This window comes from Pseudomonas sp. FFPRI_1, assembly GCF_055384485.1.
This window is the reverse complement of the sequence record NZ_AP029168.1, coordinates 5,830,622-5,846,078: the sequence shown is the minus strand read 5'-3', so window position 1 is coordinate 5,846,078 and position 15,457 is coordinate 5,830,622. Positions and strand designations below refer to the sequence as shown.

Below are 15,457 nucleotides of genomic sequence, written 5' to 3'. Positions count from 1 at the left end.
ACGGGCTGCCGATTGGCCGTCGCGGGGTAAGCGTAGTTCATCGCCAAACACCCGTAATGCAAGGGGCTGGCGGGTAATTTGCAGGTGTCGAGAGCTACCGTTCGGCAGCGCTGTCATCGGACAGTCACACGCATTGCCTAGGCTTTTGCTGATCGGCAGGGGGCTATCGAAGGCCTTCGGATGCCCTGAAACAGTGCTGGTCTAGTCCAGATAGGTAACGTTGATGCGTATTGAGGCAACTAAAGCGGTGACAGCCATCGGCCAGGTCCTGCAGGAACAGATCGCCCATGGCCTGCTGTCACCCGGGAGCAAGCTGCCTGCCGAACGCAAGCTCAGCGAGTTGTTCGACACCACCCGGATCACCGTGCGCGAGGCACTGCTGCAACTGGAGGCCCAGGGCCAGATCTACCGCGAGGAGCGTCGTGGCTGGTTCATCTCGCCGCCACGGCTGGCCTACAACCTGATGCAGCGCAGCCACTTCCACGCCATGGTCAGCGCCCAGGGGCGAGTGCCTTCCACCGAGGTTATATCGGCGCGGCTGTTGCCGGCGTCAGCGGCGGTGTGTGCGTGGCTGCAGCTGCCGGCGCTGTCCAGCGTGATCCAGATCTGTCGGGCACGGCGCATCGATGATCGACTGGTGCTGTACGTCGAGCATTACCTGAATCCGCAGTATTTCCCGAAGATCCTCGAACTGGACCTGAACCAGTCGATCACCGAGCTCTACGCGCGGCACTACGGCCTGCATTACGGTCGGGTGCGCTTTGAAATAGTGCCCACCTCATTGCAGCCTGAAGCGGCCGCGGCCTTGAAGGTGTCGGTGGGCAGCCCGGGGTTGCGCATCGCTCGGGTCAACTACGATCAGCACGAGCGGCTGATCGACTGTGACCTGGAGTTCTGGCGCCATGATGCGATCCATGTCGGCGTCGACGTGGCCTAGGAACCGGTTGCCGGCTCCTGGGCCGTCTGTGCACCGCCGCCAGCGGTGATCACCTGGATGCTCATGCGCGGTGTGGCCAGGTCCAGCCCGGCCTCGTCGAGATGGCGCTTGAGGGACAGGTTGAAGGCCCGGGACACTTCCCACTGCTTGATCGGCGCGGTCTTGAACCGGGCCCGCAGGATGGCGCTGCCGGACTCGAAGCTCTCCACGCCCTGGATCTCCAGCGGCGACCAGATATTGCGCCGCTGCAAGGGGTCGGTGCGCATCTTCTGGCCGACATCGCGCATCAGCTTGATCGCGTCGTCGATCTCCATGTTGTAGGGGATCGCCACCCGGAAGATCGCGTAGCCGAATTCCCGCGAGTAGTTCTTGATGCTCTTGATCTCGCTGAAGGGAATGGTATGGACGATGCCGTCGATGTCCCGCAGGCGCACGGTGCGGATGGTCAGGCCCTCGACGGTGCCGAGGTGGCCGCCGACGTCGACGTAGTCGTCGATGGCCAGGGAGTCTTCGATGATGATGAACAGACCGGTGATCAGGTCTGCCACCAGGGACTGGGCGCCAAAACCGATGGCCAGGCCGATGACACCGGCACCGGCCAGCAGCGGCGTGACGTTCATGCCCATGTTGGCCAGGGCGACGATGGTGGCAATGATGAAGATCGCCACGAACAGCACGTTGCGGATCAACGGCATCATGGTCTGTGCGCGAGCGTTGGCCAGGCCCTTGCGCGAGCGGGTCAGGGCATGGTGCACCGCGGTGTCGCTGAGGATCCAGATCAGCCAGGCAAAGATCAGCGTGCCACCGAGGCTGAACAGCTTGACGCTGACTTCATGGCCATCGCCTTCGGTGAAGCGGATCAGCGACAGGCCCCAGACCCGCAGGCCGAGTTCGATGAACGCCAGCCAGACCATCAGGTGGGCCAAGGTATAGAAGAAGCTTTTCAGCCGCTCGGAATACAGCGCGTGGCGTTTGTGCCCGCGCTGGGGCTTGAGCGCATGGCGGCGCACCAGGCCGTTGATCACCATGCACAGCACCAGCAGCACCGTGCACAGCAGCGACTGGCGCAGGGCGGTGCTGGTGTCGCCGGCAGAAACGAAGGTGGCGAACAGCGAAATGCCCACCAGCACCAGGGCCGGCAGGTACCAGAAGGTGCCGATGATCTCGATGGTGTCGCTCAAGGCCCGGCGGGTCAGGCGCCGTGACAGCGGCTGGTTGCGGATCAGGTGGGCGATGGGACGGCGGAAACGCAGGATGAACACCCCGGTGGACAGCGCCGCCATGACATTGGCGAAGGTCGCCGCGGTATGGGCCAGGTGCTGGCCCAGGCTGGCCACCATGCGCGGGTCGCTCAGGGCCTCGCCAAAGGCGGCGAAGCTGCCGATCCACCACAGCGGACGGAAGGCCTGGCGTCGCAGGATGTACAGCGCACGATGGCGGTGCGGGCCGTCGAGCACGGAGAAGGCCACCACGCAGATCGCCGAGAAGCAGGTGCCGACCACCAGGGCGTAGGCCAGGACCATGGCCAGGTCCTTGCCCAGGGACGAGGGCAGGGAGTAGGTCATGTAGACCGTGATCAACAGGGCGATCAGCCAGGGGCCAAGCTTGCGCAGGGCAAAGCGCAGCAGGTCCCAGGTCTTGGGGTGCTGAGGCAGGTCTTCGGTGAGGCCGAAGCGCAGGCGTACCCGGTGGCTGAGCCAGATCAGCGCCGCCGCCAGCAGGCTCCAGACCATGAGAATCAAGGCGAAGGCAAAGATGATCGGCAGCCACTGGCTGGCCGGTAGCATCAGTGCCGAGAGTTCTTCCTGGGCCAGGTCGAACTCGTCGGACCAGCGGGTGACCGGGCTGTCGGCACCGGAGAATTGTTTTTCCAGGTTCGACAGGGTGCCGCCAATCAGGCCGAGCACGCCTTCTTCGGGAGTGGGCTGGGCTTTTTTCGTCGCGTCGCGCAGCTTCTTCAGGTCCGCCAGCAGCTTGGCCCGTTGCTGGTCGTTCTCCAGGGACTTGATCACTTCGTCCAGGGATTGTCCCAGGGGTTCCTCGGCCTGGGGCTGCGCCTTGGTCTGGTTGCCCAGTAAACCAGGCAGGCCCACTGCCTGAGCGCTGCCCAGGGGCAGCAAGGTCAGCAGGCAGACAAGCACATAGCAGGGCAGGGCAAAAAGACGAGCGAACACTGGGCGGTCAACCTCGGGGGAAAATGGATCGACCGAGTGTACGAGGCCGCCAAATTCAATGCGAGGGTGAGTGCTGCATTTATTCCGCGAGCTTGGCGAGGATCTTGTAAACCACGGTGCCGAGAATCAGCAGCATGCCGATCCACATGCTGAACACGCCGAGGTTCTTGTCCCGGAAGTTGAAGCCGATGGCCAGGAGGATCATGCCCGTGAGGATCGGGATGAGCATGGAGTGGAACGAAGACATCGAGATCATGGCGACAGCCTTGTCAGGAGGAGTACTCATAAGTCTAGGTCGCTTTGTCGCAACCCGGGTTGATGTGCATCAGAAACCGGCGGTGGTTGGCCGCCGGAGTCCTTGCCGCCGCTGCCGCGTTCAGGAATCGCCACCCTGGCAATGTCAGCGTGGCTGATAATCCCCCGCGCAGTGGCGGCAGGTGGATCAGGGCAGCTCGTGGCTGGCGTAGAAAGCGCTCAGCACTTTCACCAGGTGGGCCAGGTCATGGCTGCCGCAGAGCTCACGGATCGAATGCATGGCGAAGGTCGGCAGGCCGATGTCCACGGTGCGCACCCCCAGGTGGCTGGCGGTGATCGGGCCGATGGTCGAGCCGCAGCCCATGTCGCTGCGCACCACGAAACTCTGCACCGGGACCTCCTCGGCCATGCACAGGTGGCGGAAGAAACCGGCAGTTTCGCTGTTGGTGGCGTAGCGCTGGTTGCTGTTGACCTTGATCACCGGGCCGGCATTGAGCTTGGGCCCGTGGTTGGCGTCGTGTTTGTCGGCGTAGTTGGGGTGCACGCCGTGGGCGTTGTCCGCGGAAATCAACAGGGATTTCTGGATGGTACGCACGAATTCGTCGCCTTCGGGCAGCAGGCGGCGCAGGGTCTGTTCGAGCATCGGGCCATCGGCGCCGCAGGCCGAGCAGGAACCGACTTCTTCGTGGTCGTTGCACACCAGCACGCAGGTTTCTTCGCTGTCGGCCGTCAGCAGGGCTTGCAACCCGGCGTAGCAGGACAGCAGGTTGTCCAGGCGCGCACCGGCGATGAAGTCGCCGTGCAGGCCGATCACCGCGGCGCTCTGGGTGTCGTAGAAACTCAGTTCGTAGTCCAGCACCACGTCGGCATTCAGGCCGTGTTCGCGGGCCAGTTGGTCTGTCAGCACGGCGCGAAAATCCACCCGCTCGTCACCGGCAAACTGGGCCAGGATCGGCGGCAGTTCGTTCTGCGCGTTGATCGCCCAGCCCTGGTTGGCCTCACGGTTGAGGTGGATGGCCAGGTTGGGAATGATCGCGATCGGTGCCTTGAAGTCGATCAGCTGGCTTTCCACCTTGCCGTCGCGGCGGAAGGTCACGCGGCCGGCCAGGGACAGGTCGCGGTCGAACCACGGGGCCAGCAGGGCGCCGCCATAGACTTCCACACCCAATTGCCAGAAACCCTGGCGCTGCAGTTCCGGCTGCGGCTTGACCCGCAGGCAGGGGCTGTCGGTATGGGCACCCACCAGGCGGATACCGCCCTGCAGCGGCGAATGGCGGCCGAGCTTGAACGCCACGATCGAGGAGTCGTTGCGGGTGACGTAGTAGCGACCGTTGGCTTCGGTGGTCCAGGTCTCGCGTTCGTCAAGGCGTTGATAGCCGGCCGCTTCCAGGCGTTGAACAAGGCTGGCGGTGGCATGGAAAGGGGTAGGGGAGGCCTTGAGGAAATCGATCAGGCCTTGGTTCAACTCTTCGCGCATAAGTAGCTCCAGACAGCAATGGCGCGAGTTTAACGTATTGGCTCAAGGCAATGGGCAAGAGCATGCGCTGCTCTTTGCCCGATGCCTCAGGAGCCGGTTCAATCGATTAGTGGCGCCAGGTTGCTGCGCAGGTAGGCCAGGATGGCCTGTTGGTCCTCTGGCTTGCTGGGCTTGGGCAGGGCCTCGGGCCAGGCGCCATGATCCTGGCTCAGAAGCTTGAGCAGATCCTGCTGCTGTTGCCGGTCCCAGCGGCCAATTTCACGGGAGGCATTCTCCCACCATTCGTGTCGGCAAGCCGAGTGGTAGGGACTGTCGGAGAGTTCACTGCCGTAGAGGAGGTCGCGGCCAATTTTTTTGAACCCTCCCTTGAGCTTGCGCAGGCGCCATTTGATTTGAAGTCGCTGCCAGCGCTGGGGAAGTGGTCTGCGTCTTGGCATCTCCTGGCACAGGGCGAGAAGTTCGCCCCGATAATCTTCTCCGTGTTGGTTGAAGAAGTGCGCCTGCATCGCATGGAAGAAGCGTTTTTCGCCGAAGTAGTGATAAACGTGCTTCTTTGTCTCCTGCACCGTCTTGTCACGCATGGCGAAGGACAGGGCGATCTGCTCGATGGTGTGGATATCGAACGAGCTCTCGGTCCATTTGTCGATGAAACCTATGGAGGCTTCCAACAGGGGTGGGTCACTGTCGGTCAGGCCGCACAGGCCGCTGTTGTAGAGCTTGAAGTCGCTATCAGGCTTCACGCCATGGGGGCGCAGGCAGTCGCCGAGCCTGAGGTAGGTCTGGCGCGTGCTGACGTCCCGCCAGTGGTATTCGAAGCTGTCCATCAGGTAGTGCTGAGGGCGGATCTTCTTCAACAACAGGTTTGGGCAGGCCAGAAACAGCGTGTCGGTGTCCGCGAAGAGAGTCTTCTGTGCCAGAGTCAGCCCATAGGCCATGGCACAAGCCTTGCGGCGATGGTGGTAGCCATTCTCGCCCTGCCATTGCTGCAAGGTCATTTCACACAGTGGCACGGTGTCTACTGGCCAGCCTGCGTAGTCTTCAGGTCGGTCGGTCATGATCCTGATGCACAGCGGCTCATCGCTCTTCAGTTGGCTGAGAGCGGTGAGAATGCTGAATTTCACTTCGCGTCGATAGACATCGTTGTTGCCATACACCAGGTAGAGCAACTGCTGCGGTGTTTTCTCCAGGGCATGAGGGGCAGGTACTGCTATGCACGTCATTGGGGTTGAGTGTCCTTACTGAGGGAAGCGCTGGTGGAGCTGATGAGGGTCAAAAAGGGGCGGTGCACTCGAAGCGCAGGCGTTCGCCGGTCTGCGGGTGGGTGAAACTGAGCATGCTGGCGTGCAGGCACAGGCGTGGCCAGGCTGCCAGGGCTTGTGGATGGGCGTAGAGACCATCTCCCAGCAGCGGGTGGCCGATGGACAGCATGTGCACCCGCAACTGATGGGAGCGGCCGGTGATCGGCGTCAGTTCGACCCGGCACCAGTCGCCGCAGCGCTCCAGCACACGCCAGAAGGTCAGGGCATGTTTGCCGAATTCGTGGTCCACCACGTGTCGGGGTTTGGTGGGCGGGTCGTAGCGCAGGGGCAGATCGATGCTGCCGCTGTCCAGTTCCGGCTGGCCCCAGCACAGTGCGGTGTAGGCCTTTTCGGTTTCCCGGTCATGAAACTGTCGAGACAGCTCGCGATGGCTATCGGCATCACGGGCAAGGAGAATGATCCCGGACGTTTCCCAGTCCAGGCGGTGGACAATGCGGGCTTCCGGATAGCCGTTTTCCTGCAGGCGGGTGATCAGGCAATCCTTGTTGTCATCGGCACGACCGGGGACGGAGAGCAGCAGGGTGGGTTTGTTCACCACCAGGACGGCGGCGTCCTGATGCAGGATGTGGATATTCGACAACGGCATTAAAACAGCCTCGTAACAAACGCCAACGGCGGCTCGCCGACCTCGATGCATGCATGAGGTCCGCGAGCCGCCGTGGCTCCCACCGGATCAATCAGCGATCAGGCAGGGTGATATTGAGTTCCAGGATCGAGCAGCTGCCCTGGTTTTCCAGAGCGACGTGCACGTCGTCGGACCCGATATTGACGTACTTGCGGATCACTTCCACCAGTTCCTTCTGCAAGGCGGGCAAGTAATCGGGGGTGCTGCGCTGGCCGCGTTCATGCGCCACGATGATCTGTAGACGCTCTTTCGCTACCGACGCGGTGCTGACCTTTTTGCTGGCACGAAAGAAGTCAAAAAGATTCATTATCTACCTCCAAACAGGCGCTCGAAGAATCCCTTCTTCTCGACATCAAGGAACCGATGTTCCACGGTTTTGCCCAGCAAGCGGTCGACCGCATCGCTGTAGGCCTGGCCAGCATCACTCTGGTCGTCGAGAATTACCGGCACGCCCTGGTTGGAGGCCTTGAGCACTGCCTGGGATTCCGGGATGACGCCCAGCAAAGTCACTGCGAGAATTTCCTTGACGTCCTCGACGCCGAGCATTTCGCCGTTGCTGACGCGTTCCGGGTTGTAGCGGGTGAGCAGCAGGTGCTCCTTGATCGCATCTTCGCCTTTTTCGGCGCGACGGGACTTGCTGGCCAGCAGGCCGAGCATGCGGTCGGAGTCACGCACCGACGATACTTCAGGGTTGGTCACGACGATCGCCTCATCGGCGAAGTACATGGCCAGGTGAGCGCCTTTCTCGATACCGGCAGGGGAATCGCAGACCACGAACTCGAAGGTTTCCTTGAGTTCCATCAGGACCTTTTCCACGCCTTCAAGCGTCAGCGCGTCTTTGTCGCGGGTCTGGCTGGCGGCCAGGACGTAGAGGTTTTCCAGGCGCTTGTCTTTGATCAGGGCTTGCTGCAGGTTGGCTTCGCCGTTCACCACATTGACGAAGTCATACACCACGCGACGCTCGCAGCCCATGATCAGGTCGAGGTTACGCAGGCCGACGTCGAAGTCGACGATAACTGTTTTGTGACCACGCAGAGCGAGGCCGGTACCGATAGCGGCGCTGGTGGTGGTTTTACCCACACCACCCTTGCCGGATGTAACCACGAGAATCTTGGCCAAGGTGTTTCACCCCTAAGGAAAAAGGACTTTTAGCCCCTGAAAAACATCTCTTGAAAACTACTGCAGTCGGACAGCCTTGGCTGGAGCTCGGTCAGCGGCAGGGTTTATGTTCGATAAACGCTGCTGATTGCCAATTTCCTACTTCGTTTGAGCCGTTTTCGCTACGTTTTAGAGATGCTTGGAAAATGCGGCAGTATCCGTTAAAGACGTGTGATGTTCAACACGTCACCCGACAGGCTGACCTGGACTCCCGAGCCCCACAACGGGTCGCGTCGCAGGTCTTCGGAGACCTTGTACTGGCCGGCGATGGAGATCAGCTCGGCACTCAATTGCTGGCAGAAAATTCGGGCCTTGGTGTCGCCCTTGACGCCCGCCAGGGCCCGGCCACGCATGGGGCCGTATACATGGATATTGCCATCGGCGAGAAGTTCCGCACCCGGGCTGACCGAGGACACCACTACCAGATCGCCACCCTGGGCATAGATCTGCTGTCCGCCGCGTACTGGCGAAGTGATGATTCGGGTCGGCTTGACCGTGGGCTCCGGTGGTTTCTCCGGGGCTTTCTTGACCTCGCTTTCCGGCGGGTCGAGCGGCCGTTCCCGGGCACCGGACGGTGGCAGCACCGGCAGGTCGACGGCAATTGCCGCGGCAATGTCTTCAATGCGGCTGGCGCGAATGGCCAGGGTGCGCAGGCCGTGCTGGCGGCAGACACGCATCAGTCCGGGCAGATCCACCGAGCCTTCGCTCGCCGGCAGCTTGTCCAGCGCCAGCACCAAGGGGGCGTTGCTGAAGAAGTTCGGCGCCTGGGCGACCTTCGCGGCCAGTTGGCGATCGAGGCCTTCGAGGTCGTTGCGGGCCAGTTCCAGCACCGTGATGGCGAGCATGCTGCCCTTTAACTGGAACACAGGATCTTGGTCTAGCGATTCGGTTTGGCTCATGGTCTGCAGAAGGCGGCTTGTCACTAAAAGTGCCGAGACTTATAACGAGATCGCCCGCGGGCCGCAAGCCAGGTCGAACCGATGTAGAATGCGCGACCTTGTTGTCTGTCCCGGAATCTGTAATGGATCGCCCGCGTTTTCGAGCTGCATTCTTGTCTCCACGTTTCTGGCCGCTGTGGCTGGGGCTTGGGGTGTTATGGCTGATCGTCCAGCTGCCTTATCCCGTACTCCTGAAAATCGGCCGTGCCCTGGGGGCCGTGATGTACCGGGTCGCCGGCGAGCGTCGGCGGATTGCCAAGCGCAATCTGGAATTGTGTTTCCCGGAAAAAACCCCTGCGCAGCGCAAGCGCCTGCTCAAGGAGAACTTCGCTTCCACCGGGATTGCCTTCTTCGAGATGGCGATGAGCTGGTGGTGGTCCAAACCGCGCCTGGCGCGCCTGGCCCACATCGAGGGGCTGGAATACCTCAAGCAGGCCCAGCGCGAAGGGCATGGGGTGATTCTCATGGCCCTGCATTTCACGACCCTGGAGATCGGCGCGGCGTTGCTGGGGCAGCAGCACACCATCGATGGCATGTACCGCGAGCACAAGAATCCGTTGTTCGACTTCATTCAGCGCCAGGGGCGCGAGCGGCACAACCTGGATTCCCTGGCCGTGGAGCGCGAGGACGTGCGGGGCATGCTCAAGCTGTTGCGCTCCGGACGGGCGATCTGGTACGCACCGGACCAGGACTACGGCGCCAAGCAGAGCCTGTTCGTTCCGCTGTTCGGCATCCAGGCCGCGACGGTCACCGCCACCAGCAAGTTTGCTCGTCTGGGCAAGGCGCTGGTGGTGCCCTTTACCCAGGAGCGGCTGGCCGATGGCAGCGGGTACCGGCTGGTGATCCATGCTCCCTTGAAGGATTTTCCAGGGGCCACTGAAGAGCAGGACTGCCTGCGGATCAACCAATGGGTGGAAAGTGCGCTGCGTGAGTGTCCCGAGCAGTACCTCTGGACCCATCGGCGCTTCAAGAGCCGGCCTCCGGGCGAGCCCAAGCTCTACAAGAAGCGCGGCTGACCCCCAGGCATCGACGACCGGCCCCTAGTGCGCCACGGATGGAGTGATGTGATGAGTGCGAAGCAACCCGTCACGGGTTTGATACTTTCCGGTGGTGGGGCCCGGGCGGCCTATCAGGTGGGCGTGCTGGCGGCCATTGCCGAGCTGTTGGGGCCAGGAGCACGCAACCCGTTTCCGGTGATCGTCGGCACCTCGGCCGGGGCTATCAATGCCGTCAGCCTGGCCAGCGGTGCCACCGATTTTTCGGCGGCGATCCAGCGCCTCACCGCATTCTGGCGCAGCTTTCGCAGTGACCAGGTGATGCGCAGCGACTGGCCCGGGGTGATTCGTCAGGCCAGCCGCTTTGTCGGTCACAGCTTGCTGGGCCTGGGAGGCCAGGTGCCGGTGGCACTGATCAACAATTCGCCGTTGCGTGAGTTGCTCAACCAGCACATGCACCTCTCGGGCATCAACGAGGCCATCTCCCAGGGGCAGTTGCACGCCGTGGCGGTAACGGCCTTTGGCTATGAGTCGGGCCAGGCGGTGACCTTCTATCAGGGGGGCGGGGTGATCGAGCCCTGGTTGCGTCATCGACGGATCGGCATTCCCACGCACCTGACGGTCGACCACTTGCTGGCCAGCGCGGCGATCCCGCTGCTGTTCGCGCCGGTGAAGCTCGATCAGGAGTACTTTGGCGACGGCGCGGTGCGCCAGTCCGCGCCCATCAGCCCGGCCTTGCACCTGGGGGCCAGCCGGGTGCTGGTGGTAGGGGTCAGTGGCAACCCACGGGGCACCGATCCGGACAATGCGATGCTGCGGGCTTATACCGGGCAGGAACCGACCCTGGCGCAGATCGGTGGGCACATGCTCAACAGTACTTTCATCGACAGCCTGGAAAGCGATATCGAGTTGCTGGAGCGCCTCAATCATTTCAGCCGGCTGTTGCCCGACAGCGCGGCGGATCGACGTCTGGGGATCGCCCCGGTGGAGGTGCTGGTGATTGCTCCGAGCCAGCCGATTGACGAGATCGCGGCCCGCCATCGCCAGGAACTGCCGGCGGCCTTGCGGCTGTTCCTGCGAGGGCCGGGTGCAACCCGTACCAGCGGTGCCGGAGTCTTGAGTTATTTGCTCTTCGAAGCTGCGTACTGCAGTGAGCTGATCGAACTGGGGCGCAGTGATGCGCTGGCCAAGAGCGAGGAACTGGCCCTGTTCCTGGGGTTGCGCGAGCGTCTGGAGCCGGCCTGACAGGTTTCCCGGGCCGATCCGCACCGATCTGCAGGTGTGAATCGCCCCAGGAAGGCTGGCGACCACTGCTCACGCGGTCAGCTTGTCATCCCGAAAGTCCCGCAGTGCCTGTTCGATCTCTTCCCGGGTGTTCATCACGAAGGGCCCGTACTGCACCACCGGCTCGGCCAATGGCTTGCCCGCGATCAACAGGACCCGGGCACCGTCCTGGCTGCTCAACCGGATCTCGCCTTCATCGGACAAGCGCACCAGCCGGCTGCTGGCCACGCTCTGTGGATGACCGGGCAGCTCGACGGCGCCTTCGTAGACGTACAGCAGGGCCCGGTGCCCTGTTGGCAGGCGTGGGCTGATTGCAGTACCGGCGGGCAGGTGCAGGTCGAAATACTGCGGTTCAGTGTCGGGGCGCTGTACGGCGCCGCTCTGCTGGTGCTGGCCATCATCGAAATGCCCGGCGATCACCACCACCTCGATGCCCGCGGCCGTAGTCAGACGCGGGATGTCCTGGGGCTGGATGTCCCGGTAGCTGGCAGGGTCGAGCTTGTGCTTGGCCGGCAGGTTCAACCACAGCTGGAAGCCCCGCATGACGCCTTCCTCCTGCTCCGGCATCTCGCTGTGGATGATGCCTTTGGCGGCCGTCATCCACTGCACGCCGCCGCCCTGCAGCAGGCCGACGTTGCCCAGGTGGTCTTCATGGCGCATGCGTCCTTCGAGCATGTAGGTCACGGTCTCGAAGCCACGGTGTGGGTGGGGCGGGAAGCCGGCGATGTAGTCGTCGGGGTTCTGCGAGCCGAACTCGTCGAGCATCAGAAAAGGGTCGAAACGTTCGACGCCCTGGCCGCCGAAGACCCGGGTCAATTTCACCCCGGCACCGTCGGAGGCAGGTTGGCCGCTATGGACACTGAGCACTTTGCGTAGTTGAGTCATGGAGTAACGCCTGATCAAGTGGGAATGAGCGCCATGCTATGCCGGCGAGCTTGATCGATGGGTGCAAAATATTCAGGGTTCCTATCGAATTTCAAGATGATTCGTACGGGCCCGTGGGGTGGGCCCGACGGTCTCGAGGGCTGGCTCAGCGTGGCGGATAGTCCTGGATGAACTGCCGGATCACGCTGACAAATTCCTTGTCGGCGGTAAAACCCAAGGCCTGGGCGTATGGCGCACTGAAGGACCCTGGCCAGGAACCGACGATGCGCTCGATGGCTGGGTCCGGGCGCATCTGGATACGTTGTGCCACCTCGTCGCCAGCCACTTCTCGCAGGGCGTCGATCATCTGCTCGACCGTCAGCGACAGGCCGGGCAAGTTGATCACTCGGCCCTTGCCCAGGCGTTCCCCGGCCAGCTCATGGCCATGGATCAGGTTGGCAATGGCCTGGGCGGGGGACATCAGCCACAGCCGGGTGTCCAGGGCAACCGGGCAGACGCTGGCCTGGCCATTGAGCGGCTCGCGGATGATGCCGCTGGCAAAGCTGGAGGCCGCCAGGTTCGGCTTGCCCGGGCGCACCACGATGGTCGGCATGCGCAGGCTGCGCCCGTCGACGAAGCCACGACGGCTGTAGTCGGCGAGCAGCAGGTCGTTCATGGCTTTCTGGGTGCCGTAGGAGCTCTGTGGCGCCCAGACCTGATCATCGTCGACGGTGTCCGGCAGTGCCCCGCCGAACACGGCAACGGAGCTGGTCATCACCCATTTTGGGCAAGTGCCCAGCAGGCGAACCTGTTCCAGCAGGCGTTGGGTCGCACTGAAGTTGACGCGCATGCCCAGTTCAAAATCGCCTTCTGCCTGGCTGGAGACCACTGCGGCCAGGTGAAAGATGCTGTCGGTGTCGGCATCGATCAGGCTGGCCAGCACCTGATCGTCGGTGATGTCCCCGCCCTTGACCTGAACCCTGGGGTCATCCATGCCCTGCAATGGTTCCCGATCGAATGCAATGATCCGGCTGATGGGGCGCAATTGGCCATGACGATCGGTCAGGGAGCCGAGTTGCAGCAGGGCTTCGATCAAGCGCCGTCCGAGAAAGCCGGCCGCGCCGGTGACAAGAATATTCATGAGTGACTCCAGCTATTCAGCGATTGACGAGTTTTCCGGGAATCTTGAAGACCAGCAGGGCGCCGATGAACAGCGCGCTGGCCATGACGTACATGCCGATGGTGGTGCTCTGGGTCAGGTCTTTGAGAAAACCCATCAGGTACGGCGAAACGAAACCGGCGAGGTTGCCCCAGGAATTGATCAGGGCGATGCCGGCCGCCGCTGCCGTGCCGCCGAGGAAGGCCGTTGGCAGGCTCCAGAACAGGGGCAGGGTGCTGAAGGCGCCCATGGCGCCGAGGGTCAGACCGATCATCGACACGGTGAAATTGTCGCTCCAGGTGGCCGATACCATCAGGCCGATGCCGCCAAGCACCGCGGTCAGTGCCAGGTGCCAGCGACGTTCGCGCAGGCGGTCGGCGCTGCGGGATATCAGCACCATGGTCAAGGCCGCGGCAGCATAGGGAATGGCGGTGAGCATGCCGACTTCGAAGACGTCGCTGACCCCCGCCTGACGAATCAGTGACGGCAGCCAGAAACCGACGGTGTAGAAGCCGGCGATCATGCAGAAGTAGATCGCGGTCAGCAGCCAGATCCGTGGCTGTCCAAACACCTGGCGGATGCCATGCACCTGGTGGCTGTCGGCCTCGGCATCGATCCGGGTCTGCAGCAGGCTCTTCTCATCGCGGGTCAGCCAGCGGGCATCGGCGATGCGGTCGCTGAGGCAATAGATCACCAGGCCGCCGACCAGAACCGATGGCAAGCCTTCGAGGAAGAACATCCACTGCCAGCCGGCGAACCCATGGTGGCCGTTGAGGGCGCTCATGATCCAGCCGGACAGGGGCGCGCCGATCAACCCCGAGAGCGGTACAGCCGTGGCGAACAGGGCGTACATCTTGCCGCGGCGGTGGGAGGGGAACCAGTAGGACAGGTAGAGAATCACCCCCGGGTAGAACCCGGCTTCGGCGATGCCCAGCAAGAACCGCATGACATAGAACGACGTGGGGGTGCTGACGAAGGCCATGCACGAGGAAATGATGCCCCAGCTGATCATGATGCGGGCGATCCACAGGCGTGCGCCGACCCGATGCAGCATCAGGTTGCTGGGGATCTCCACCAGGAAGTAGGCAATGAAGAAGATCCCGGCGCCCAGGCCATAGACCGCCTCGGAAAACTGCAGGTCCTCGGACATCTGCAATTTGGCGAAGCCGACGTTTACCCGGTCCAGGTAGGCCACCAGGTAGCACAGCAGCAACAGCGGCAGGATTCGCCAGGCGACTTTGCGGTAGGCCTGATCCTCGAACGAGGCAGCGGTACTAGGGGCAGCAGTTTGCGACAGTGATTCAGACATGCCTTTACCCATCCTTGTTTCTTGTATTTGGGTGGTTTTGTTTTTATCGGACTCGCTGAGGTGTCTTAGATATCATAATACATCATACGAATTCAATGGCCGGACGGTGAACGGGACGGCGTGCCTGAAATACAGTACCGTTAGCCGATTTGAATACAGGGATACCCATGTCCAAGCCAGATAACACTTCCCGCGCCGTTGATTCGCTGACGTCGCTCAAGGATTCGGCCAAGGGCACGCTGGCGGATCAGGTGACGGCGGCACTCAAGGCCCACATCGCCAGCGGCGAAGCCCTGCCGGGTTCACGGCTGCCTACCGAACCTGTGCTGTCCGAGCGTTTTGGGGTCAGCCGCACGGTTATCCGCGAGGCGGTATCGCGCCTGAAATCCGCCGGTCTGGTGGAAGTGCGCCAGGGCAGCGGCACCGTGGTCTGCGAGGGCGCGCATATCAAGGCGTTCACCATCGACCTGGACGTGCGAGGATCGATCGAGGCGGTGCTCAGGGTGACCGAACTGCGCCGCGGTATTGAAGGCGAGGCGGCGGCGCTGGCAGCTCAGCGGCATACCGCGGAGCAGTTGCAGGCAATCCACCAGGCGTTGCAGGCCATCGAGGTGGCCGAGCAGGCGGGCCAGGATGGCGTGGAGCAGGACCTGGCTTTTCACTTGTCGATATCCCAGGCCACGGGCAACCCTTTGTACCCGTCCCTGCATGAGTTCATTGCGCAATTCATCAAGGAGGCGATCCGCATCACCCGCTCCAATGAAGAGCGTCGACGGGACCTGACGCGTTTGGTGCACGACGAGCATTTCGCGGTCTATACGGCGATCGCGGCGCGGGATGTCGAGGGCGCACGGCAGGCGGCACTGAGCCATATCCACAATGCGGTGGAGCGGCTCAAAAGTGCTGATCCAGCGTTCTGGAGGGATCCGAGCGTGCGTCTTGGCTGATGGATGGCGGTTGCCA

The 15,457-nt window shown here is 62.5% G+C and carries 15 protein-coding genes; 4 read left to right on the top strand and 11 right to left on the bottom strand.

What is annotated here, in order from left to right; translation table 11 throughout:
• Positions 1-223: 223 nt before the first annotated feature.
• Positions 224-937 carry a UTRA domain-containing protein gene (locus tag ACZ5BO_RS25900; protein ID WP_464696925.1) on the top strand — a complete coding sequence of 238 codons (714 nt, stop codon included), beginning with the start codon at positions 224-226 and terminating at the stop codon, positions 935-937.
• Here the strand turns inward: ACZ5BO_RS25900 and ACZ5BO_RS25895 are convergent.
• From ACZ5BO_RS25895 to minC, 8 genes are all read right to left on the bottom strand, one after another.
• On the bottom strand, positions 934-3,111 hold the full coding sequence (locus ACZ5BO_RS25895; protein ID WP_025127063.1) for a mechanosensitive ion channel family protein: 2,178 nt from the start codon (positions 3,109-3,111) through the stop codon (positions 934-936). The genes ACZ5BO_RS25900 and ACZ5BO_RS25895 overlap by 4 nt on opposite strands.
• A gap of 79 nt (positions 3,112-3,190) precedes the next feature.
• Complete coding sequence (locus tag ACZ5BO_RS25890; RefSeq protein ID WP_157838058.1) at positions 3,191-3,397, bottom strand: hypothetical protein; 207 nt, start codon at positions 3,395-3,397, stop codon at positions 3,191-3,193.
• A gap of 156 nt (positions 3,398-3,553) precedes the next feature.
• Complete coding sequence (locus tag ACZ5BO_RS25885) at positions 3,554-4,843, bottom strand: M18 family aminopeptidase (RefSeq protein ID WP_025127064.1); 1,290 nt, start codon at positions 4,841-4,843, stop codon at positions 3,554-3,556.
• Positions 4,844-4,941: 98 nt separating this feature from the next.
• Entirely contained in the window at positions 4,942-6,063 is a 1,122-nt protein-coding gene (locus ACZ5BO_RS25880) for a hypothetical protein (protein ID WP_025127065.1), read from the bottom strand.
• Positions 6,064-6,112: 49 nt separating this feature from the next.
• Complete coding sequence (locus tag ACZ5BO_RS25875; protein WP_025127066.1) at positions 6,113-6,748, bottom strand: RluA family pseudouridine synthase; 636 nt, start codon at positions 6,746-6,748, stop codon at positions 6,113-6,115.
• Positions 6,749-6,839: 91 nt separating this feature from the next.
• Positions 6,840-7,094 carry a cell division topological specificity factor MinE gene (minE, locus tag ACZ5BO_RS25870; RefSeq protein ID WP_007898843.1) on the bottom strand — a complete coding sequence of 85 codons (255 nt, stop codon included), beginning with the start codon at positions 7,092-7,094 and terminating at the stop codon, positions 6,840-6,842.
• Positions 7,094-7,906: a septum site-determining protein MinD gene (gene minD, locus ACZ5BO_RS25865; RefSeq protein WP_011062650.1), complete on the bottom strand. Its 813-nt coding sequence runs from the start codon at positions 7,904-7,906 to the stop codon at positions 7,094-7,096. Before minD ends, minE begins: the two co-directional genes overlap by 1 nt.
• Before the next feature lie 200 nt (positions 7,907-8,106).
• Complete coding sequence (minC, locus tag ACZ5BO_RS25860) at positions 8,107-8,844, bottom strand: septum site-determining protein MinC (RefSeq protein ID WP_025127067.1); 738 nt, start codon at positions 8,842-8,844, stop codon at positions 8,107-8,109.
• 122 nt (positions 8,845-8,966) lie between these two features.
• Between minC and ACZ5BO_RS25855 the strand changes: the two genes are divergently transcribed.
• Positions 8,967-9,899 carry a lipid A biosynthesis lauroyl acyltransferase gene (locus tag ACZ5BO_RS25855; protein WP_025127068.1) on the top strand — a complete coding sequence of 311 codons (933 nt, stop codon included), beginning with the start codon at positions 8,967-8,969 and terminating at the stop codon, positions 9,897-9,899.
• A gap of 51 nt (positions 9,900-9,950) precedes the next feature.
• Positions 9,951-11,123 carry a patatin-like phospholipase family protein gene (locus tag ACZ5BO_RS25850; RefSeq protein WP_025127069.1) on the top strand — a complete coding sequence of 391 codons (1,173 nt, stop codon included), beginning with the start codon at positions 9,951-9,953 and terminating at the stop codon, positions 11,121-11,123.
• 69 nt (positions 11,124-11,192) lie between these two features.
• On the opposite strand, the gene ACZ5BO_RS25845 is transcribed toward ACZ5BO_RS25850, so the two are convergent.
• The 3 genes from ACZ5BO_RS25845 to ACZ5BO_RS25835 form a co-directional block, all read right to left on the bottom strand.
• Positions 11,193-12,047, bottom strand: coding sequence for a pirin family protein (locus ACZ5BO_RS25845; protein ID WP_464696924.1), 855 nt, complete (start codon positions 12,045-12,047; stop codon positions 11,193-11,195).
• A gap of 145 nt (positions 12,048-12,192) precedes the next feature.
• Positions 12,193-13,167: a D-erythronate dehydrogenase gene (gene denD / locus ACZ5BO_RS25840; RefSeq protein ID WP_025127071.1), complete on the bottom strand. Its 975-nt coding sequence runs from the start codon at positions 13,165-13,167 to the stop codon at positions 12,193-12,195.
• Positions 13,168-13,183: 16 nt separating this feature from the next.
• Positions 13,184-14,494, bottom strand: a complete 1,311-nt coding sequence (locus ACZ5BO_RS25835; protein ID WP_464696923.1) for an MFS transporter — start codon at positions 14,492-14,494, stop codon at positions 13,184-13,186.
• 161 nt (positions 14,495-14,655) lie between these two features.
• Between ACZ5BO_RS25835 and ACZ5BO_RS25830 the strand changes: the two genes are divergently transcribed.
• Positions 14,656-15,441, top strand: coding sequence for a FadR/GntR family transcriptional regulator (locus tag ACZ5BO_RS25830; RefSeq protein ID WP_025127073.1), 786 nt, complete (start codon positions 14,656-14,658; stop codon positions 15,439-15,441).
• Positions 15,442-15,457: the final 16 nt, after the last annotated feature.

Excerpts from the sequence above, each read along its gene's own strand:
- ACZ5BO_RS25900 (WP_464696925.1), top strand. The coding sequence starts at position 224 with ATGCGTATTGAGGCAACTAAAGCGGTGACAGCCATCGGCCAGGTCCTG.
- ACZ5BO_RS25890 (WP_157838058.1), bottom strand. The coding sequence starts at position 3,397 with ATGAGTACTCCTCCTGACAAGGCTGTCGCCATGATCTCGATGTCTTCG.
- ACZ5BO_RS25885 (WP_025127064.1), bottom strand. The coding sequence starts at position 4,843 with ATGCGCGAAGAGTTGAACCAAGGCCTGATCGATTTCCTCAAGGCCTCC.
- ACZ5BO_RS25880 (WP_025127065.1), bottom strand. The coding sequence starts at position 6,063 with ATGACGTGCATAGCAGTACCTGCCCCTCATGCCCTGGAGAAAACACCG.
- ACZ5BO_RS25875 (WP_025127066.1), bottom strand. The coding sequence starts at position 6,748 with ATGCCGTTGTCGAATATCCACATCCTGCATCAGGACGCCGCCGTCCTG.
- minE (WP_007898843.1), bottom strand. The coding sequence starts at position 7,094 with ATGAATCTTTTTGACTTCTTTCGTGCCAGCAAAAAGGTCAGCACCGCG.
- minC (WP_025127067.1), bottom strand. The coding sequence starts at position 8,844 with ATGAGCCAAACCGAATCGCTAGACCAAGATCCTGTGTTCCAGTTAAAG.
- ACZ5BO_RS25855 (WP_025127068.1), top strand. The coding sequence starts at position 8,967 with ATGGATCGCCCGCGTTTTCGAGCTGCATTCTTGTCTCCACGTTTCTGG.
- ACZ5BO_RS25850 (WP_025127069.1), top strand. The coding sequence starts at position 9,951 with ATGAGTGCGAAGCAACCCGTCACGGGTTTGATACTTTCCGGTGGTGGG.
- ACZ5BO_RS25845 (WP_464696924.1), bottom strand. The coding sequence starts at position 12,047 with ATGACTCAACTACGCAAAGTGCTCAGTGTCCATAGCGGCCAACCTGCC.
- denD (WP_025127071.1), bottom strand. The coding sequence starts at position 13,167 with ATGAATATTCTTGTCACCGGCGCGGCCGGCTTTCTCGGACGGCGCTTG.
- ACZ5BO_RS25835 (WP_464696923.1), bottom strand. The coding sequence starts at position 14,494 with ATGTCTGAATCACTGTCGCAAACTGCTGCCCCTAGTACCGCTGCCTCG.